Origin of the sequence: Paracoccus benzoatiresistens (genome assembly GCF_026913015.1) — a bacterium.
Lineage (GTDB): Bacteria > Pseudomonadota > Alphaproteobacteria > Rhodobacterales > Rhodobacteraceae > Paracoccus > Paracoccus benzoatiresistens.
Window position 1 is genome coordinate 179,309 of record NZ_JAPTYD010000004.1, and the last position, 20,075, is coordinate 199,383.

Sequence of the window (20,075 nt, forward strand, 5' to 3'; positions counted from 1 at the left end):
TCCGGCGGTCAGGCCAGCCGATGCCGGCGCCAGACCTCGATCATCCAGGCCAGCATCAGGGCATTGAGGAGGTGCCACAGGAAATGCGTGCCGACGGGAAGGGTATCGCACAAGGGCTGGTCCAGGGTCCGGAACGTCAGCGACACGATCAGGATCCCGGCCCCGATGGCAAGGCCCCGGGCCGTGTCGGGCAGCCGCCTGCGCAGAAGCAGCGCATAGATCAGGATCAGCAGCGGCACGGGTGCATAACCCGCCGATGATCCCAGGCCGGGGATCATGGCAAAGATCGGCACGGTCAGGGCGGCATAAGGCACGAAGCCCGCCGTCACCAAGACAGCAACCCACGGACGCACCCCGAAGTAATCGCGGGTGGCGGCAAAGACGTAGAGCAGGATGAAGGCAAGGATCGGCAGGACATCCGCCACCCCGGTCAGCCGGTTCGCGTGGGTGTGAAACAGCCACGAGCCTATGCCGATGAGAAACAGCACCGCCGCCAGCGCCCGCCCCATCGCCATGTCCCGCCCTTTCAGGCGCGGCCAGATGACGGCGGCAGCGATCAGGAAGCCGAGGTTCGTCACCGCATTGACCGGCTCGGACCAGTACTCTGGCCCGGTCCGCTCGCAGTAGCTATCGGTCGGGGAAAACCAGGTCATCGCGTCACGCCAGAATCAGTTGCAACCTCATTGCGGCAAGGGGTTCCGTGCGCCTGGATGCGCCGGAGCAACGGGCCAGTCCGCCGGACCCCGACGCTCGTGCTGGTGCGGTCTGCATGCATCACGGCACAAATCTAGTCGGCATAGATCATCTTTCGGGTCATCCCGCCGTCAACCGTCAGAACCTGTCCGGTGACGAAACCGGCCGTTGCCAGATAGCCGACCGCGTCAACGATGTCCTGCGGCCGTCCGACGCGGCCCACCGGATGCTGGCTGTGATCCTTGTCGGTCAGGTCGTCGGCATCGGTGATCCAGCCGGGGGCAATGGCATTCACCCGGACCCTGGGGCCCAGTTGCACGGCCAGGGCCTGCATCAGCCCGATCATGCCTCCCTTGGCGGCGGCATAGGCGAAATCGCCACCTTCGGACATGAAAGCCCGCGTCGAGGCCATCATGATGATCGAACCCCCCTCGCCCATCATCGGCAGCACGGCCCGGCTCATCAGGAATGCGCCGGTCAGGTGGGTGTCGATGAACCCGCTCCAGTCCGCCAAGGTCGCGGTGGAAAGGTCGAGATCGAGGGGGCCGGTCCTGCCGCCGTTGTTGACCAGCAGGTCCAGCCGGTCCCAGCCAAGCGCGGCAAGACCTTCGGCGACCGAGCCTTCGTCGGCGATATCACAGCGTATCTGCCGCCCGGCATGGCCTTCCGCAAGATCGAAGCTTGCAACCTCCCATCCGTCATCAAGAAGCCGCTGGCAGATGGCCCGCCCGATCAGCCCCGCTCCACCTGTCACGACGGCCCTCCGGCCGGTCGCATGATCCGTCATGGCAAGATCAACCCCTTTTCGCAGTCCCCGAAGACTTGCCCAGACCATGCGAGAGCGCAAGGCAAGGTGGGGGTTGCCACCCCGGGTTTCCGGAGAACAGGCCCGGATTTTACACCCGCTTTACGCCTCCGTCAGGTTTCCATATCGCCGCTTTACGCATCATGCCCCCATTCTCGCGCCATCTGAGCAAAGGGGGCATGAATGCTGTCCGACATTCTTTTTATTCTGGGCAGGCTTGCAGCGTTTCTGCTGGCTGGCCTTGCCGTGCGCGGCGCCGACCGGCTGTGAGGGCATGATGACAATCGAACTCGTGCTGGGGGGCGGCCTTGCGGTTGTGCTGCTGGTCTATTTCCTGATCGCGCTTCTGGCGCCGGAAAGGTTCTGAAATGGCTGGCGATCTGACGTTCTTCGCGCTGTTCCTGGCGGGACTGACCCTGATGGGGATGGCGCTTGGACCCTGGATGGCGCGGGTCTTCACCGGGCAGGTCCGGTTTCTGGACTTTGTCGAGCGTCCGCTTTACCGCGCGGCCGGGGTCACGGGCCAGGGCCAGCGCTGGACAGGCTATGCGGCGGCGGTGCTGGCCTTCAACGCGGCGGGGTTCGTCCTGCTGTATCTGATCCTGCAGCTTCAGGGCTTCCTACCCTTCAACCCGCAAGGCTTTGGCGCGATGGAGGCCAGCCGGGCCTTCAACACCGCCATAAGCTTCATGACCAACACCAACTGGCAGAGCCACGGGGGCGAGACCACCGTCAGCCATTTCAGCCAGATGGCCGGGCTGACGGTTCAGAACTTCGTGTCGGCCGCCACCGGGATCGCGGTGGCGGTTGCCGTCGTGCGGGGCCTTGCCTCGCGGTCGGGGGCGGATCTGGGAAACTTCTGGGTCGATCTGACGCGGGCGACGCTGTATCTGCTGCTGCCCGGCGCTATCCTGATCACGCTGGTGATGGTCTGGCAGGGCATGCCGCAGACGCTGGCGGCGGGTGTGACGGCCACCACGCTGGAGGGCGCGCAGCAGGTCATCGCCCAGGGGCCGGTCGCGTCCCAGGCGGCGATCAAGATGCTGGGCACCAACGGCGGCGGCTTCTTCAACGCCAACGCCGCCCATCCCTCTGAAAACGCCACCCCGCTGACGAACCTGGTGCAGATCCACGCGATCCTGGCCATTCCCGCGGCCTTTCCGTTCTTCTTCGGCCGAATGGTCGGCGACCGGCCGCAAGGCTGGGTGATCTTCGCCGCGATGACTGCGATGTTCGTGGCCGTTCTTCTGTTCGCCTATTTCGCTGAAGCCCGGGGCAACCCGCTTCACGCCGCCATCACCGAACCGAGCGTGAGCATGGAGGGCAAGGCAACCCGCTTCGACCTTGCGCAGACGGTGCTGTTCGTCGTCGCCACCACCGTCGCGTCCTGCGGGGCGGTGAGCCCCATGCATGACAGCCTGATGGCCCTGGGCGGCATGATCCCCCTGTTCAACATGCTTCTGGGCGAGATCATCTATGGCGGCGTGGGGGCGGGCTTCTATGGCATGGTCCTGTATGTCGTGCTGACGGTCTTCATCGCCGGGCTGATGGTCGGGCGCACGCCCGAATGGCTGGGCAAGAAGATCGAGGCGCGCGAGATGAAGCTTGCGGCCCTGACGCTGCTGGTCATGCCGGTGGGCGTCCTGGTGCTGTCGGCGTCGTCCATCCTGACCGGCGATGCGCAAGCCTCGGTCCAGGACGCGGGCCCGCACGGGCTGTCCGAACGGATCTATGCCTATGCCTCGGGGACGGCCATCCGAAACGCTGGCAGGATGTCGAGGAAGTGCTGGCCGCAGGCATCGACGTCTATTCGACGCTGAACATCCAGCACATCGAAAGCCTGAACGATCTGGTGGCCCGCATCACGGGCGTCCGCGTGCAGGAAACCGTGCCCGACACGGTGCTGCAGATGGCTGACGAGATCAAGCTGATCGACCTGCCGCCCCAGGACCCGATCCAGCGGATGCGCGAGGGCAAGGTCTACATGCCCGCCGAGGCCGCCGCAGCACCCGAGGACACCGATGCCTGACGCACCTTCGCCGCTCCGCCTGCTGCTGATCGAGGACGAGGCCCCGATCCGCCGCTTCCTGCGGATCGTGCTGGAAGGCGCGGGCCATGTCATGGACGGGGCCGCGCGCGGCTGCGAGGGGATCGAGCGCGCAGCGACAGGGGCGCCGTCGGCGGTGGTGCTGGATCTCGGTCTTCCCGACATGGACGGCAAGGCCGTGATCGCCGCCATCCGCGAATGGTCCGACGTGCCGATCGTGGTTGTCTTGGTCCGTTCGGCCGAAGCGGACATCGTTGCGGCGCCTGACGCGGGTGCCGACGATTACGTCACCAAGCCCTTCGCCCCGGCCGAGCTGCTTGCCCGCCTGCGCGCCCTTGTCCGCCGCCGGAGCGCCGGAGGGTCCCCGCTTATCATGACCAATGGCGATCTCGGCATCGACCTGGCTGCCCGGACGGTGACGATGGCCGGCCTGCCCGTGCGCCTGACTCGCAAGGAATTCGACGTGCTGGCGCTGCTGGCGCGCAACGCGGGGCGGCTGCTGACGCATCGGGAATTGCTGCAGACCATCTGGGGACCGGCGCATCTGGGCGACAGTCACTACCTGCGCATTGCCGTGGGGCACCTGCGCGAAAAACTGGGCGATGACGCGGCGGCCCTGCGGATGATCTTCACTGAACCAGGCATAGGCTACCGCTTTGCCTCTGCCGAGTGAAACCACCCGGATGCCTGTCAGGGCAGGCCGTGACGCCAACTAGGCAAGGCCGTGAGGGCATGAACAGAACGGCCGCTGGCATGCACAGGCCCCTTTGACAGGCAGGACGATCCCCGGCAGGCTGGCGCTGTTATGGTCGCATGTCCCGCCGGGCAGATAGCCAGGAACGTTTCGCTTCGCCCCTGGTTGCCAGATCTTGCCCTCCATTCCAGAACCCTGACAAATGACTGCACACGAGCGCCTTCCAGACTGGCCAACCGGCGAGACCGGGATGGCCCGCCGCATCCGCGAGCACGATTGGGCCGCGACCCCGCTCGGCCCCGTGGCGGGGTGGCCCCAGAGCCTCAGGACCGCCGTGGACATCCTGCTGGGATCGGGCCACGCCATGCAGCTGGCCTGGGGCCCCGAGCAGACCATCCTTTATAACGATGCCTATGCGCCGATGCTGGGGGGCCGCCACCCCGGCGCCTTAGGTCTGCCGTTTCGCGAAGTTTGGACCGACATCTGGACGGAAATCGAACCGTTTGTCGAGCGCGTGTTCGCGGGTGAGACGGTGCGCTTCGAAATGCCGCTGGTGATGACCCGACATGGCTATCCAGAAGAAACCTGGTGGGACTTCTCATGCTCGCCCGTGAGGGACGAATTGGGGACGGTGGCGGGTCTTCTCAACGTCACGGTGGATGCAACGGGTAAGGTGCGCGGCAAACGTGCGCAGATCGCGCTGCACGCAAGCGAAACTCGGCTTCGCAACGTGCTGAACGGCATGGACGAGGCCTTCGGTCTCATGGACCGCGACTTTCGCATCCTGACCTTCAACGATGCGGCGCTGCGCCTCGGGACCAGCCGGCTGGAGGACATTCTGGGGCGCACCCACTGGGAGGTCTACCCGGGAAGCGAGAACAGCGAGATCGGGCGCCTTCTCAAGCGCGCCATGGAAGAGCGCAGGCCCGTTTCGTTTGAGCACCTTTACACCTGGGAGAACGGGCAGGCGCGCTGGCTGGAGACGCGGGCCTATCCCGTGCCCGAGGGGCTGGCGGTCTTCTGGCGCGACATCTCCGAGCGCAAGGCGGCCGAGGAGCGGCTGCGGGTGAGCGAGGCGAAATACCGACGGCTTTTCGAGGCCATCGACGAGGGCTTCGTGATCGCCGAACTGATCCATGACGCCGGGGGGCGGCCCGTGGACGCCCTCTACGTCGAAGGGAACCCTGCCGCCTCGCGGCTCACGGGCGTGGCCGACTACGCCGGCCGCCGGCGGAGCGAGATCATGCCGGGGGCCGAACCTGAGTGGCTGGAGATCTATGACCGTGTCGCCCGGACCGGCATGGCCGAGCGCCTGGAGCGCTATGCCGTGAACCTTGGGCAGTGGTATGACTTCCAGGTCATTCCCATGACGGACGCGGGCGCGGGTCAGGGAGGGGGAGGGACAAAGAACAGCCCGCCCCGGGTAGCCATCCTCTTTTCAGAACATCACCACCCGGCGCGAGGTCGAGGCGGCGCTGCGCGCCAGCGAGGCGCGGCAAGCCTTCCTGCTGAAGCTGACCGATGCCATGCGGCCGCTGACCGACCCGGCTGCGATGCAGACCACGGCGATGAGGCTGCTGGCCGAACATCTGGGCGTGATGCGCGCGAGCTACTTCGAGCTGGAGGAAGACGGCGACAGCTTTCACCTGGCGGCGCGGTTCGAGCATGACTCGATGCCCATGCCCGAACGCATGCGCCTGTCGGACTTCTCGCCCGCTCTGGGCGACGCCTACCGCTCCGGGCGCACGCTGATGGTCGCCGACGCAAGCGTCCAGGGCGAACTGGTCGCGGCGCCCGAAACCTATGCGGCCATCGGCGTCGCGGCCTGGGCAGCGGTTCCGCTGATGAGCAGCGGGCGTCTGGTCGCCTGGATCGGCGTGCATTCGAGCGTTCCGCGCGACTGGAGCACCGACGACCTGCGGACCCTGGATGACGTGGCCGAACGCACCTGGGGCGCGGTGGAGCGAACGCGCGCCGAGGGGGCGCTGCGCGTGAACGAGGAGCAGCTTCGCGCCTTTGGCGAGGCGTCCTCCGACTTGCTGTGGATCCGCGACGCCAAGACGCTTGCCTGGGAATACCTGAGCCCCGCCTTCGAGCGCATCTACGGGATCACCCGAGAGGCGGCGCTGCGCGGCGACACCATGGCGAACTGGCTGGACCTGATCCTGCCGGAAGACCGCAAGCGCGCCCGGGACCAGATCGAGAAGGCCCGCCAGGGTGAGCGGGTCGTCTTCGACTATCGCATCATCCGTCCCTCGGACGGCGAAGTCCGCCTGCTGCGGGACACCGACTTCCCGATCCGCGACGCGGCCGGGCACATCACCCGCATCGGCGGCGTGGGCCATGACGCGACCGAGGAGCAGGCCACCGCAGAGCGGCTCCAGGTGCTTGTCCACGAGTTGCAGCACCGCACCCGCAACCTCATGGCCGTGGTGCAGAGCGTGACCGACAGGACGCTGGCCGGATCGTCCTCGCTAGAGGATTTCCAGGAGCGCATCCGCGACCGGCTGGGGGCGCTTGCCCGGGTGAACGGACTTCTTTCGCGCCTGAACGAAGGCGACCGCATCACCTTTGACGAACTCATCCGCACCGAACTCAGGGGCCATGGCGTGATCGACGGCAGCGACCAGGGACTGCAGGTGAGCCTGCAGGGCCCCAGGGGCTTGCGGCTGCGCTCCTCGCAGGTGCAGACGCTGGCCCTGGGCCTTCACGAGCTTGCCACCAACGCGTTGAAATACGGCGCGCTGTCCCGGCCCGAGGGGCGGCTGGACATTTCCTGGAGACTTGTTCCCGGCCCGGACGGCCAGCGGCGGCTGCTGGTCAACTGGCGCGAGACGGGGATTGAGGTTGCAATGCCCGATACGGCCCCGGGCGGCGGGACCATTGACGGCAAGCCGCTTCGTCGGCGCGGCTATGGCCGGGAACTGATCGAGCGGGCGCTTCCCTACCAGCTCAAGGCCGAGACGAGTTACGAACTTGCGCCCGGAGGGGTGCGCTGCACGATCATCCTGCCGCTTTCCTCGGCGCCGGATGCGGGCGGCATGGACATGGAGAAGAAGAATGCCTGACAGGACCCCATCATCCGGGCCTCCGGCCACATCCCCGTTCCGGGGCCGGCGCGTCCTGGTCGTCGAGGACGAATACATGCTGGCCGAGGATCTGCGTGATCAGCTCGAGCGCGAGGGTGCGGAGGTGCTGGGGCCGGTGCCCACCGTGGCCGAGGCTCTGGAGCTTTTGCGCCGCGAACGCGCACCCGACATGGCCATTCTCGACATCAACCTGCAAGGCGAGATGGCTTGGCCCATCGCCGACCTGCTGCGCGAGATGGGCATCCCCTTCGTCTTTGCCACCGGCTACGATCTAAGGGCGATCCCACCCGCCTATGCCGGTGTCGCCCGGGCCGAAAAGCCCGTCACCCTGCGCCACCTGAACCTCTGGCCGGGCTGATCGACTGCATGCGGCGGCGGCTGCGTCCCTTCGATGTCGGTTGGGATCGTCATGATTGCCGTGCAGACAGGTAAGACGGACCACGTCCGGAAGAAATCCTTTCGCAAGCAGATTTTTACCGCAGGAAGTTCATACGATTTCTAAAGGCGGAAGCACTCGCCGGCGTCAGGATCATGGCCAAGGCGTCAGGCTCCAAGAGCCAGGCTTGCCGCCGGATCGGGCGTCAGCCGCCAGGCTACGCTGCGCTCGGGATTATAGCAGCAGAAGGTGCCGGTGTGCAGGGTATGAGCGAAGTGACGGCCAAGCTCGGGATGCGCGGCCGTGACCCGCTTGACGGCATGGCGGATGCGCCAGGTGACGGTCGTGCGCGCGCGCTCGGCCAGGCTGCCGAGCCGCCGACTGCGCCCGCCAAGGCCTAGCGCGTCGGACAGCGTCTCGACAAGGGTTTCGAATTCGTTCCTGAGCCGCTCGGTGCGGCCGATGTCGTTGCGCTCCTCCGCGTCTGCGATCTCTTCCTGAAGGTCGCGGATCCGCGCCTTGAGTGCCGCACGCGCTCGGTCGTCCAGCACGGCGTCGCCCCCATGCTCGGCCGGCAGGCGCTCGGCCAGGTCGAGGCAATGCACCTCCTCGCCCGGGCGCTCCAGCAGTCGGCAGATGTCGGAAAATCCCTTGAGATCCGGCAGAAGGGCCTGCCTGCCCTCGAATGCGACGACCCATCCCTGGCCGACCCGGGCGAAACGCGATACGGACCCTGCATCCCGGGTCGCGGGCCGCTTGGACAGGGGCAGTGGCGCGTCCAGCCGGCGAAAGCCTTCCATCATCAGCTCCCTGTGTTCCCCGAGGCGCAAGGGATTGTTGTCGAAGAACCAGCGCACCGCCTCCCCTGGCTGCGGCGCGCGCCCGAACAGGATCTTGTCGCGGAAGTTCGCCTCGTATTGCGAGAAATAGCTGCGAGCCTCGCCGATACGGCCCAGATGCGCGCAGGCCACCGCCCAGAAGGCGGGTGTGTCGACGTAGATCATGCCGGTCGAACGCCTGGCAAGATCGACCGCGGTGCCGAAGTCCCCCATCAGCAGATGCGTAAGCGCCGCGGCACCGGGATAGTAGCCGGGATGACACGGATTGAGGCGCATCGCCCGCTCGGCAAGGCGGATGCCGGCCGCGGGCCGGCCCAGATAGCTTTCCCAGACCGCCTGGCCGATCAGCAGTTCGGCATCGTTCGGGCAAAGCTGCAAGGCGCGGTCGAAGTACCATGACGCGCGCTCCCAGTCCCGGCGGAAAAGGTGCAGCTTGCCAAGGATGTGATGAAGATGGGCATCGCGATCGTCCAGCGCCAGCGCGCCGTGAGCACTCGCATAGGCGCGCCGGGCGCTTTCCTCGTAGCGGTCCCAGAACTGGCAGCTCCACTCGTTGAACCAGCTGAGCGCGATCCCTGCATGGGCGCGGGCATAGTGCGGATCGACCCGGATGGCGCGCTCGAACAGGTCGCGCGCGGCCTCGTCGGCCTCCAGCGTTCCCTCCCGGAGCCTGGCGAAACCCTCGAGTGTCAGCTCATAGGCGGCCATTTCGGCGGGGCGACGCCGCGCCTCGACAAGGGCCGCCTGCTCGAGCCTGACGTGAAGCGTCGCGACAATGCGGGCCACCACGTCGTCCTGGACTTCGAACAGGTCCTCGGCGGGGAAATCGAACCGCTCGCTCCAGACGGGCGTCCCGGCCACGCAGTCGACCAGATCGACGGCAACGCGGAGCCGCTCGCCGGCGCGGCGGAGGCTGCCGCGCAGCACATGGCTCACCTCCAGGCGGTCGCGGATCTCGGCGTCGGAAAGGCCCGCGACGGCGGCGCCAACGCTCCAGGCCAGCACGTGCAGCGTCGCGAAGCGGCTGAGTTCGCCGGTGATGTCCTCGAGCAGGCCCTGGGAAAGCATAGCCTCGGCCCCCGTGCTGCTCGGGGTCTGGAAGGGCAGGACGACCAGAACCGCGCTTCCATGCCGCATCGGACGCTCATCAGGATGAGGACGCCAAAGATTGTAGCACCGGCCGACAGCAAATCAAGCACAGGGCGGGGCAGCGAAGGCGTGAGGCGCCGCTCCTCACATCCGTGAGGGCCGACCTCACGCCCTTGGGTCGAGACACCGGAAAGCTCCGGGCATTCGGCCAAAGAAGAAAGGCAACGATCCATGAAGTCACGGACCACCGCCCGGGCGTCCGGAGCAACACGAAAGACCCCGGGCGCAGGGGTCGCCCGCGCCCCTCCCCCCGCCCGGATGCAAGAGATGCGCTATCTTCCCACCTCCTTCCTGCGTGACCCAGACTTCATTTCCCGACAGCAAGGCACGCCTCATTCCCGCTTAACCGCACTTCCGGCCCAAAAGGAGCAATCCCAATGACCACAGCTCGCTACCGCCATGCGCTGCCGCAGCTTTCGGGACAGCCGATGCTGACCGACAGCGGCCTCGAGACGACCCTGATCTTCCACGAGGGCCTCGACCTGCCGCTTCGCGTCGTTCCCGCTCCTCCGCAGGCCGGAGGGCAAGGCCGCGCTCCGCCGCTACTTCGACCGCCATGCCGAGATCGCCGTATCGCGCGGCGTCGGGTTCATCGCCGACACGCCGACCTGGCGCGCGAGCCGCGATTGGGGCGAGAAGCTGGGCTTCGACGCGGAGGACCTCGACGTCCTCAACCGCGAGGCAGTCGCCCTGATGGTCGCAGTGCGCGACGCCTGGGAACGGCCGGGCACGCCGGTCGTCGTCAGCGGCAACATCGGGCCGCGCGGCGACGGCTATGCCCCCGACCGGACGATGAAGCCGGATGAGGCCGAGGCCTATCACAGCGCGCAGGTCGCGACATTCGCGGATGCCGGGGTGGACATGATCACCGTCATGACGATGACCCATTCGGGCGAGGCGATCGGCATCTCGCGGGCTGCGAAGGCGGCGGGCGTGCCGGTGTCGATGGGCCTCACCCTCGAGACCGACGGCAGGTTGCCCACCGGCCAGCCGCTTGCCGAGGCGATCGAGGAGATAGACGGTTCGGGCGCGGCGCCCACATACTTCATGATCAACTGCGCGCATCCCGACCATTTCCGCGACGTGCTTGCCGCTGGCGGCCCCTGGACGAGCCGGATCGGCGGCGTCCGCGCCAATGCCTCGCGCAAGAGCCATGCCGAACTCGACGAGGCGACGGAGCTTGATGCAGGCGATCCGGCCGGGCTTGGCCAGGACTATGTGGCGCTCCAGCGGCTTCTGCCAGCGCTTCGCGTGCTTGGCGGCTGCTGCGGCACCGACCACCGGCATATCGCCGCCATGGCCGATGCCTGCGTCACGCGCGCCGCTGCCTGACCCGCGGTCGGCGCCGCGCCCTGCCAGGACAGGTGCTATCCGGGCACGACGTTCCCTTCGGCGATCTTGTGCATCATTGCGTGGCCATGCCCTGCTTCAGGCGGAACCGCTGGATCTTGCCGCTCTCGGTCTTCGGCAGGGCGTCGGTGAAGACGATGGACCGGGGGTATTTGTAGGGGGCGATGGTGCGCTTGACGAAGTCCTGCAGTTCTTTCGCCTTGTCCTCGCAGGCAAGGGCACCGGGGCGCAGCACGACATGGGCCTGGACGACCGTGCCCCGCGCCTCGTCCGGTGCGCCCACCACGCCGCATTCCGCGACATCGGGATGGGCCAGCAGCGCGGCCTCGACCTCGGGGCCGGCGATGTTGTAGCCCGCCGAAACGATCATGTCGTCCGACCGGGCGGCAAAGCGGAAATATCCGTCCTCGTCCTGGATGAAGGTGTCGCCGGTCAGGTTCCAGCCGTCGCGGACATAGTTGGACTGCCGGTCGTCGGCCAGATAGCGGCAGCCGACCGGGCCGCGCACCGCCAGGTGGCCCGGCGTGCCGCGCGGCACCTCGTTCATGTGGTCGTCCACGACCCTCGCCTCGTAGCCCGCAAGGGGCTTGCCGGTGACGCCCGGGCGGGCATCGGTCAGGCGGTTCGACAGGAAGATGTGCAGCATCTCGGTCGCGCCGATGCCGTCCAGCATCGGACGGCCGGTCTTTTCGACCCATGACGTGAAGACCGGCGCGGGCAGGGTTTCGCCCGCGGATACCGCGCAGCGCAGCGACGACAGGTCGGCCCCGTCCTCCATCGCGGCCATCATCGCGCGATAGGCCGTGGGGGCGGTGAAGCAGATCGTAGCCCTGTGCGACTGGATGATGCCGATCAGATCGGCCGGTGCGGCCTTTTCCAGCAGGACCGAGGAGGCGCCGAAGCGCAGCGGAAAGATCGCCAACCCGCCCAGCCCGAAGGTGAAGGCCAGGGGCGGAGATCCCACGAACACGTCGTCGGGCCGCACCTCCAGGATTTCCCGCGCATAGGCATCGGCGATGATCAGCAGGTCGCGGTGGAAATGCATCGTGGCCTTGGGCACCCCGGTCGAGCCCGAGGTGAAGCCCAGAAGCGCCACGTCGTCGCGCCCCGTTTCGACCCAGAAGGGACCGGCGGGCTTGGCGGCGGCGGCGCGGTCCAGGTCGCCCTCCAGTCCGGCGGTGCCGTCAAAGGTCACGATCCGCTTCAGATGGGCGCTGTCTTCCATGCAGGCCTGCATCTCGTCCAGCATCCGCAAGTCGCATAGTGCCAGTGAGACCTGCGCCTTTTCCGTATGTTGCAGCAGTTCCTTCTTGCGCAGCAGCGGCATGGTGTTCACGACCACGGCCCCGGCCTTGGTCGCACCCAGCCAGCAGGCGACAAGCGCGGGCGTGTTGGGCGACCGGATCAGGATGCGGTTGCCGGGCTGGATGCCGTGATCCTCGACCAGGACGCGGGCGATGCGGCTGGTCCAGTCGGCCAGTTCCGCATAGCTGCGGCTGCGCCCCTGCCCGACCAGCGCCACGCGGTTGCCGAAGCCGCGTTCCACCATGCGGTCGGTCAGTTCGACCGCGGCATTCAGCGTTTCGGGATAGGTGAAGCGATCCAGCAGGAAGTCCGGCTGCCGGTGCGCCGGGGGCAGGTTGTCGCGGCAGAAGGTATCCGTGTGGGTGCTGGGTCCAAGCATCGCAAGCGTTCCCTGTTGGTCATCGTTATTGTTTTGCACTTCGATATTTTGAACTTCATGCATCTGGCCGCGCCGAAGCAGCCGCGGCCTTTCGTCAGACCTGGAGAAAGCGGGTCTTCACATCCGGCGTGGCGATCAGGTCCGCGCTCGACCCGGTCCAGACCACCCTTCCCTTTTCGATGACCACATGCCGGTCGGCCAGACGGACAAGCGCGTCCACGTTCTTGTCGATGACCAGGATCGCCTCGCCCTCGTCCTTGAGGTGGCGCAGGCAGGACCAGATCTCCTCGCGGATCAAGGGGGCCAACCCCTCGGTCGCCTCGTCCAGCACGATCAGCGCGGGATTGGTCATCAGCGCCCGTCCCACGGCCAGCATCTGCTGTTCTCCGCCCGACAACTGATCGCCCATATTGCGGCGGCGCTCCTTCAGGCGCGGAAACAGCGCATAGACCCTCTCCAGCGTCCATTTTCCCTTGCTGCGCGCCGTGGCGACCAGGTTCTCCTCGACCGTGAGGGGGGCGAAGACCTGGCGGCCCTCGGGCACCAGTCCCAAGCCCGCGCGGGCGACCAGATGCGGGGCCGCGCCCGTCAGGTCGCGACCGTCGATGCTGACGCGCCCGCCCCGTGGCCGCAGCAGGCCGAAGATCGACCGCACCGTGGTCGTCTTGCCCATGCCGTTGCGGCCAAGAAGGGTCACCACCTCTCCGCGCGCGACCGAAAGGTCGATTCCGAACAGCACGCGGCTGTCGCCATAGGATGCCTGCAGGTCTTCGACGGTCAGCATCAGGCGGCCTCCTCTCCCAGATAGGCGGCGCGGACGCGGGCATCGGCGCGCACCTCGGCGGGGCTGCCGCTGGCCACGATCCGGCCATAGACCAGCACCGACACCGTGTCGGCCAGGGCGAAGACCGCGTTCATGTCGTGTTCGATCAGCACCATCGTCACGCGATCCTTGAGGCCGCCGAACATGGCGATCAGGCGGGCGGCTTCCTCGTGTCCCGTGCCGGCCAGGGGTTCGTCCAGCAGCAGCAGGCGCGGCCGGGTCGCAAGCGCCACGGCCAGTTCAAGCTGGCGTTTTTCGCCGTGGCTCAGCGACCCGGCCTGGCTGCGGGCGCGGTCGGCCAGGCCCACGTCGGCCAGGCAGGCCATCGCCTGGTCGTTCAGCGCGCCTTCGGTCGCGGCCGGGCGCAGGAAGCGGAAGGACGATCCCTCGCGCGCCTGCACCGCCAGGGCGACGTTTTCCAGGGCGGTGAAGCCGGGCAGCAGCGTGGTCAACTGGAAGGACCGCGCTAAGCCCAGGCGGACGCGTCCCGCCATGTCCAGGCGGGTGATGTCCCGTCCATCATAAACCACCCGGCCGCTGTCGGGCCGCAACTGGCCCGATAGCTGAGAGATCAGCGTCGTCTTGCCTGCCCCGTTGGGACCGATGATCGCGTGGATCCGGCCTTCCCGGACATCCAGCGACACGTCCTGCGTGACCTTCAGCGCGCCATAGGATTTCGACAGGTTCTGCACGCTCAGCAGCGGAGCGGTCATGTCGCGTCTCTCCCCAGGCCCAGGCGGCGCAGCAGGCCCGACAGCCCGCCCGGCGAAAACAGCGCGACCAGCACCAGGATCAGGCCAAAGCCCAGACGCCAGTGTTCGGAATAGCGCGCCAGCCCTTCCTCGAGCGCGATGGTGACAAGGCCGCCAACCATCGCGCCGGTCAGGCTGCCGATGCCGCCCAGGACCAGCATCACGATCATCTCGCCCGAGCGGTGCCAGCTCATGTAGGCGGGCGAGACGTAGATGGCCTGGTTGGCCAGCAGAACCCCCGCGATCGAACAAAGGCAGCCGGCGATGACATAGGCGGTCAGCTGGTAGGGAAAGGGCCTGAAGCCGATGGCCTGCATGCGCAGCGCGCTTTCGCGCGTGCCGGTCAGCACCCGGCCAAAGCGCGACAGCGTCAGCCGGTAGAGCCCGGCGAAGACCAGGACCAGCAGCGCCAGCGTGACATAGAACATGCCCTGCGCCCCTTGCAGCAGCGGCATTCCCAGCACCGTGGACCGCGCCGTCAGGGCCACCCCGTCGTCGCCCCCCAGCGTCGAGAAGGACACGAAGAAGAAGAACGCCATCTGCCCGAAGGCCAGGGTGATCATGATGAAATAGACGCCCCGCGTCCGCAGGCTGATCGCGCCCGTCAGCGCGGCAAAGACGGCCGAAGCCGCGATCCCCGCCAGCAGGTGCAGGAACAGGTCGTCGATGCCCGCCCGCGACAGGACCGCCACGGCATAGGCGCCGAAGCCCAGATAGGCGGCATGGCCGAAGGACACCATCGCGCCATAGCCCAGGATCAGGTCCAGCGACAGCGCGGCGATCGCGAAGACCATCATGCGGGTGGCGACGACGATCAGGAACGGCTCGCCCAAGGCATGGGCCAGGGGTGGCACCGCGGCCATGAGGGCAAAGATGCACAGCGCCAGCTTCAGCCGTCCGGCTAGGCGCGGACGTGCGGGCGCCAATGCCTGGCTAAGGTCTGTCATCGCGCGACGCTCCGCCCGAACAGGCCCGCGGGACGCCAGAACAGCACCGCCGCCATCAGGACATAGACCAGCATCGGCGCGATGGTCCGCCCGGCCTGGGCGGCCGCGGCCGGGTCCATGATCGATTTCAGGATGATCGGTCCGAACATGCGGCCCAGCGTATCCACGATGCCCGCCAGCAGGGCCGCGCAGAAGGCGCCCTTCACCGATCCGACCCCGCCGATCACGATCACCACGAAGGTCAGGATCAGGATGCTGTCGCCCATGCCCGGATCGACCGACAGGATGGGCGAGACAATGGCCCCCGCAAAGCCCGCCAGCATCGCGCCTGCGGCGAAGACCAGCATGAACAGCCGGTTGATGTCGGTTCCCAGGGCGGACACCATGGACCGGTTCGCGGCCCCCGCCCGCAGAAGCATCCCGACACGGGTCCGGGCGATCACGAACCACAGCGCCAGCGCCACCCCCAGCCCGACGCCGATCACCCCCAGGCGATAGACCGGATAGCGAACCGGGCCGGCCAGAGGGACCGAGCCGGACAGGATTTCGGGCATGGCCACCGACAGCGGCGCCGACCCCCAGATGATCCGCACCAGTTCCGACAGCACCAGCACAAGGCCGAAGGTCGCCAGGACCTGATCCAGGTGCGACCGGTCATAAAGCCTCCGGAACACCAGCACCTCGAGGACGAGGCCGACGGCCAGCGTCAGCGGCAGCACCATCGCCAGCGACAGCCAGAAATTGTTCGTCGCGCCCATCATCATCGCCATGACATAGCCGCCCACCATGTAAAGGACGCCATGGGCCAGGTTGATGAAATCCATGATCCCGAAGACCAGCGTCAGGCCGGCGGCGACCAGGAACAGCAGGATCCCGAACTGGGCGCCGTTCAGAAGCTGAAGAAGGAAAAGGTTGAACATCGGCCGTCCCTTGTTCGCATGGGGGGTCCGCCCGGCCCCATAGGGCCGGCCAATCAGCGCCGTTGCCCGCCAGGGGGCGTCACTTCATCGGGCATTCGCCGACATAGCTGTCGGCCGCTGCGGTGAAGACCTTCTCGACGACCGAGGTGCGGTAGTTGCCCTCGTCATCCTTGATGGCCTTGGTCAGGTAGAAGTCCTGGACGGGGAAGTTGTTCGTCGAGAACGCGAATTCTCCACGCAGGCTGGGAAAGTCGGCGGCTTTCAGGGCCGCGCGCAGGGCTTCGCGGTCCTCGGTCCCGGCGGCCTTCACGGCGCTGTCGATCAGCATCAGCGAATCGTATCCCCCCATCGCATAGAGCGAGGGCACGCGGCCATAATCCTGCTTGAAGCTTGCCACGAAGTCCGCGTTGCCCGGCGTGTCCAGGTCGGGCGCCCAGTTCGACCCCGTCAGCATGTCCAGTGCGGCATCCTGTTCGGCGGGCAGCGTGGTTTCATCGACCGTGAAGGCCGACATCAGCGGGATCGAGGAAAGCCCCGCCTGCCCCCATTGCTTGACCAGGTTCACGCCCATGCCGCCCGGCATGAAGGCATAGACGGCAGCAGGCTGGGACGCGGCGATCTGGGCCAGCTCCGCCGAGAAATCCAGTTGGCCCAGCGGTACGAACAGCTCGCCCGCGACGTCGCCCTTGTAGACGGCCTTGAAGCCGTTCAGGCTGTCCTGGCCCGCCTGATAGTTCGGCGCCAGCAGATAGACATTGGCGATCCCCTGCTTGTTCATATGCTCGGCCAGGACCTGGGGCATCTGGTCGTTCTGGTAGGACACCACGAAGATGTCGGCATTGCAGTCTTTGCCGGCAAAGTTCGACGGACCCGCATTCGGCGATACCAGGATCGCGCCGCCCTGCGTCACCGGAGCGGCGATGGCGGTCATGATGTTGGAAAAGATCGGCCCGATCACGAAATCGACGCCCTGCCCTTCCACCAGTTCGCGGGCCTTCTGGGCCGCGATGTCGGGCTTGCCCTCGTCGTCGACGACGATGATCTCGGCCTCGCGCCCGCCGATCTTGCCGCCCAGGGCCTTTTCGGCCAGCAGCACGCCGTCGCGGGCATGTTCGCCCAGAACGGCGGGAGGGCCGGACAGCGTCAGAAGGACGCCGATCTTGACCGGGTCTTCGGCAAGGGCGCCCGACACGAAGGACAGAGTCAGGGCGGTAGAAAGGGCCAGAAGGCGCATGCGGACAGGTTCCTGTTGGGTGCTTCGTTATTTGTTGTTGGAAACAATTTCATGCATAAAGCTTCCATCGCGCAAGAAGAATATTGAGCCTGACCGAAATTGCCTGGCCGGGCGGCATCAGATGCGCTGCCCCGCTGCATCCCGATACCGGAAAGCAGGAAGGTCAGCAGGGGCAGCATCCGTGCGCTTGTCCCGCCAGTCCGCCCAAGGGCCGGACCGCCTCGCACGATGCGCGAAGAGCACCGCACCGTCCAACGCCTCAAGATGCTGCGGCCCCAGATCGACGATCAGCTTTCGGGTGCCGGGCTGGAAATCCGGCAGGATCAGTGCATCCGGCGCAAGGAACAAGAGGCCGGAATGCGACGGCGGAGGTCTGTCACAGACATGGCCTCAGCCCGACGCCGTTGCCATGTACAAGGCGCCAAGCTGCCGATCCGCAAACCTCAGCCTTGCGCCAGGACCGGTGGAAAGGTCGTTGTCTTTTTCAGGCGACGTCCTCAAAGCGAGGGGGACGTGCTCACGATACGCAGCGACAGACCCTCGTATGGATCAAGCTTGATTGCGAGAGCGCCATCTTCATCCAAATCCCCGACGATCGTTTCTGCGATCATATCGACCACCGGCCCGGGCGGAACTTCGGACAGGTGAATGGTTTCCTGGATTGGCTCGGCGCTGAAATTCAACGCTGTCACCTGTGTTCCCCGCCCGTTGGGCAGGACATGAACCATCACCAGAAGACCTGCCGCGGAGACATCGGGAATATGGGTCTGGTGGCTTGCGGCAATGCCATAGGCTTCCCTGACAGCCAGAAGACGCTTGAGCTGCGACGCGAAGGAATCAGGTTGTTCCAGTTGCTCGCAGACCGATCCGTAAAGAGAACGGGCCCTTGGTATGCCGTCCGGTGAAAAGGCCTGCTCCGCGGCCTGTCCGGTAAGGTCATACGCTCCACGCTCTATCCAGCGCGTGTCACCGTCCGACATGAGATCCTGCACTTCGCCGGGGTTCAAGGGCAACGCCCCGACAAGGTCCCAACCCGACAGGGCAAACACACCTGGCTGGAATGCATTGTACATGACAAGCAGCAGGTGGACCTTCTTGATAAGCTGGATATCTTCGCCGGCTATCTCGTCAAGGTCGGAAATGCCGAGTGCGGCGGTTATCACGCTTGCAGTCGTGCAGGCAATTCCGTTGGTCACGAAAGGAAGATTGTAGGGCGCGTTGGTCCCGGTCAGCTTTTCCCTGATTTCATCGCGCAAATGCATTCGCAGCGTGCGCCCCTGCCAGGTCTTGCCTGCAAAGGTGTAGATATCGTCGGCGTGCAGGGTCCAGAAATGGACCAGCTCCGTGGTAAGTTCATCGTGGTTCTGAAGGGCATGGATCAGGGATGCCGGATCAATGCCGAAATCATGCACCATCCGGAGCATCATGCGCAGAAACTCCGTATTACCGGTAAGAAGCGCATGGTGATAGGCAGGCCTCGTGATGAAGTCGTAGGAAAGATCCGCCCCGCCTTTCGACATCGTGGCGATGTCGTCAACCGTGAGGTTCAACTCCTGGAACGAAAAGCCCCCGGCCTTCCGGATCATGCCGGCAAGCAAGGCGTTCCCGGTGACGGAGAGAGGATGGCTTTCCGACCAGGCGGGGCCCTCGGTCCGGCGCTCTACGCCAAGGAACCCGTTCGCGTCGAGCCGCAGCCCCCGCGCACCCATGTGATCGATCGAGTGCAGGGCGTCACCGATGATCATCTGCTGCGCCGCAAAGGAGGGATCGAGCCAGTTCAGGCTGGGCTGGCCTTCCTTGAAATAGTGAAGGTACACCCAACGGCGGACTTTTCCATCCACGCCGACCACCGGGCCGGTCACGCTCCAGTCGGTTTCCTTGACGCCTGGCTCGAAGAAAATGACCCGTTGCAACTGCCCGACGATCAGTCCGCGTTCCTTGAGGTGATCGACGATTGCCGGAGACAGGTTGGCGGCATCCCGCCCCTCTGGAACGTCGGGAAGCAGGGGCCATTCCTCTTCGGGAACCTCCACCATGTGATAGAGACCGGGATAGACAGAGTGGTTCATCTCCGCCAACCGGAAGTCGGGTCCCTTGCCGGTATGGGCGGGTATCACGTCATCAATGACGACCGCATTGTGGGCGGCCGCCATGCGGCTGATCGCCAGAAATTCTTCCGTTGTTCCGAAAACAGGGTCCGTTCCGAATCCGGTCCGGTCGAAATTGCCATCTATCGTCGGCGTATATCTTCCGTCCCTGTAACCCCCCGCCTGCTTGGTGGGGCCGGTGTGTATCGCCCGAACCCCCATCGAGGCCAGTGCCGACCACAGCCGGGCATCGCCCAGTGCCCCAAGAACCGACTCGCCGGGGCGCGTGATGATGGAAGGCGGATAGGCCGTAAACCATACCGGAGCGATCGCCGAAGCTGCACGAGGCCTGGATTCCGCATAGGGATTTTGCCACATGCGGCCCCTGCCACCATAGTTCTCAGCATGGCGCCGTGCTTGATAAAGCATTGACAGGGAAACCAGCTTATCAATCGTGTCGGCGTCCGGAGTTGCGGTCATCAAGGGTATTCCCATCTTCACGTTGCCTAGCAGTAACAGCAGAAAATAGTGCGAGTTCCTCAGTCAAGGCCGCTATCCCCATGCCTCGCCACGGGCATGGCAAGCT

The 20,075-nt window shown here is 66.1% G+C and carries 18 protein-coding genes; 8 read left to right on the plus strand and 10 right to left on the minus strand.

The window, feature by feature from the left end; genetic code table 11:
- Positions 1–8: 8 nt before the first annotated feature.
- Positions 9–653, minus strand: a complete 645-nt coding sequence (locus OU682_RS05440; RefSeq protein ID WP_268941059.1) for a ceramidase domain-containing protein — start codon at positions 651–653, stop codon at positions 9–11.
- Between the two features lie 134 nt (positions 654–787).
- A complete protein-coding gene (locus tag OU682_RS05445) occupies positions 788–1,480 on the minus strand; it encodes an SDR family NAD(P)-dependent oxidoreductase (protein ID WP_268941060.1) in 693 nt (230 codons plus the stop codon).
- Between the two features lie 295 nt (positions 1,481–1,775).
- On the opposite strand from OU682_RS05445, the gene OU682_RS05450 reads away from it, so the two are divergent.
- The 7 genes from OU682_RS05450 to OU682_RS05480 all read left to right on the plus strand — a co-directional run bounded on the left by OU682_RS05450 (position 1,776) and on the right by OU682_RS05480 (position 7,686).
- Complete coding sequence (locus OU682_RS05450; RefSeq protein WP_268941061.1) at positions 1,776–1,865, plus strand: potassium-transporting ATPase subunit F; 90 nt, start codon at positions 1,776–1,778, stop codon at positions 1,863–1,865.
- A 1-nt stretch (position 1,866) separates the two neighbouring features.
- Positions 1,867–3,318 (plus strand): potassium-transporting ATPase subunit KdpA, encoded by a 1,452-nt coding sequence (gene kdpA, locus OU682_RS05455; RefSeq protein WP_268941062.1) that lies wholly within the window; start codon positions 1,867–1,869, stop codon positions 3,316–3,318.
- Positions 3,282–3,527 (plus strand): hypothetical protein, encoded by a 246-nt coding sequence (locus OU682_RS05460; protein WP_371832207.1) that lies wholly within the window; start codon positions 3,282–3,284, stop codon positions 3,525–3,527. The genes kdpA and OU682_RS05460 overlap by 37 nt, the downstream gene beginning before the upstream one ends.
- Entirely contained in the window at positions 3,520–4,218 is a 699-nt protein-coding gene (locus OU682_RS05465; protein ID WP_268941063.1) for a response regulator, read from the plus strand. The genes OU682_RS05460 and OU682_RS05465 overlap by 8 nt, the downstream gene beginning before the upstream one ends.
- Positions 4,219–4,489: 271 nt before the next feature.
- Positions 4,490–5,908 carry a PAS domain-containing protein gene (locus OU682_RS05470; protein WP_268941064.1) on the plus strand — a complete coding sequence of 473 codons (1,419 nt, stop codon included), beginning with the start codon at positions 4,490–4,492 and terminating at the stop codon, positions 5,906–5,908.
- Positions 5,838–7,307: a sensor histidine kinase gene (locus tag OU682_RS05475; protein ID WP_268941106.1), complete on the plus strand. Its 1,470-nt coding sequence runs from the start codon at positions 5,838–5,840 to the stop codon at positions 7,305–7,307. Before OU682_RS05470 ends, OU682_RS05475 begins: the two co-directional genes overlap by 71 nt.
- On the plus strand, positions 7,300–7,686 hold the full coding sequence (locus OU682_RS05480) for a response regulator (RefSeq protein ID WP_268941065.1): 387 nt from the start codon (positions 7,300–7,302) through the stop codon (positions 7,684–7,686). Before OU682_RS05475 ends, OU682_RS05480 begins: the two co-directional genes overlap by 8 nt.
- A 185-nt stretch (positions 7,687–7,871) precedes the next feature.
- On the opposite strand, the gene OU682_RS05485 is transcribed toward OU682_RS05480, so the two are convergent.
- Entirely contained in the window at positions 7,872–9,680 is a 1,809-nt protein-coding gene (locus OU682_RS05485) for a tetratricopeptide repeat protein (RefSeq protein WP_268941066.1), read from the minus strand.
- Between the two features lie 651 nt (positions 9,681–10,331).
- Here OU682_RS05485 and OU682_RS05490 point away from each other — a divergent pair.
- The gene (locus OU682_RS05490) at positions 10,332–11,024 is read left to right on the plus strand and encodes a homocysteine S-methyltransferase family protein (RefSeq protein WP_329609779.1); all 693 of its coding nucleotides are present in this window, start codon (positions 10,332–10,334) and stop codon (positions 11,022–11,024) included.
- Positions 11,025–11,097: 73 nt separating this feature from the next.
- On the opposite strand, the gene OU682_RS05495 is transcribed toward OU682_RS05490, so the two are convergent.
- The 7 genes from OU682_RS05495 to treS all read right to left on the minus strand — a co-directional run bounded on the left by OU682_RS05495 (position 11,098) and on the right by treS (position 19,969).
- Positions 11,098–12,726 (minus strand): AMP-binding protein, encoded by a 1,629-nt coding sequence (locus OU682_RS05495; RefSeq protein ID WP_268941067.1) that lies wholly within the window; start codon positions 12,724–12,726, stop codon positions 11,098–11,100.
- A gap of 94 nt (positions 12,727–12,820) precedes the next feature.
- Entirely contained in the window at positions 12,821–13,510 is a 690-nt protein-coding gene (locus tag OU682_RS05500; RefSeq protein ID WP_268941068.1) for an ABC transporter ATP-binding protein, read from the minus strand.
- Entirely contained in the window at positions 13,510–14,262 is a 753-nt protein-coding gene (locus tag OU682_RS05505; RefSeq protein WP_268941069.1) for an ABC transporter ATP-binding protein, read from the minus strand. Before OU682_RS05505 ends, OU682_RS05500 begins: the two co-directional genes overlap by 1 nt.
- A complete protein-coding gene (locus tag OU682_RS05510; RefSeq protein WP_268941070.1) occupies positions 14,259–15,248 on the minus strand; it encodes a branched-chain amino acid ABC transporter permease in 990 nt (329 codons plus the stop codon). The genes OU682_RS05505 and OU682_RS05510 overlap by 4 nt, the downstream gene beginning before the upstream one ends.
- Complete coding sequence (locus OU682_RS05515) at positions 15,245–16,168, minus strand: branched-chain amino acid ABC transporter permease (protein ID WP_268941071.1); 924 nt, start codon at positions 16,166–16,168, stop codon at positions 15,245–15,247. The genes OU682_RS05510 and OU682_RS05515 overlap by 4 nt, the downstream gene beginning before the upstream one ends.
- Before the next feature lie 79 nt (positions 16,169–16,247).
- On the minus strand, positions 16,248–17,402 hold the full coding sequence (locus OU682_RS05520) for an ABC transporter substrate-binding protein (protein WP_268941072.1): 1,155 nt from the start codon (positions 17,400–17,402) through the stop codon (positions 16,248–16,250).
- Between the two features lie 497 nt (positions 17,403–17,899).
- Positions 17,900–19,969: a maltose alpha-D-glucosyltransferase gene (gene treS, locus OU682_RS05525; protein ID WP_268941073.1), complete on the minus strand. Its 2,070-nt coding sequence runs from the start codon at positions 19,967–19,969 to the stop codon at positions 17,900–17,902.
- Positions 19,970–20,075: the final 106 nt, after the last annotated feature.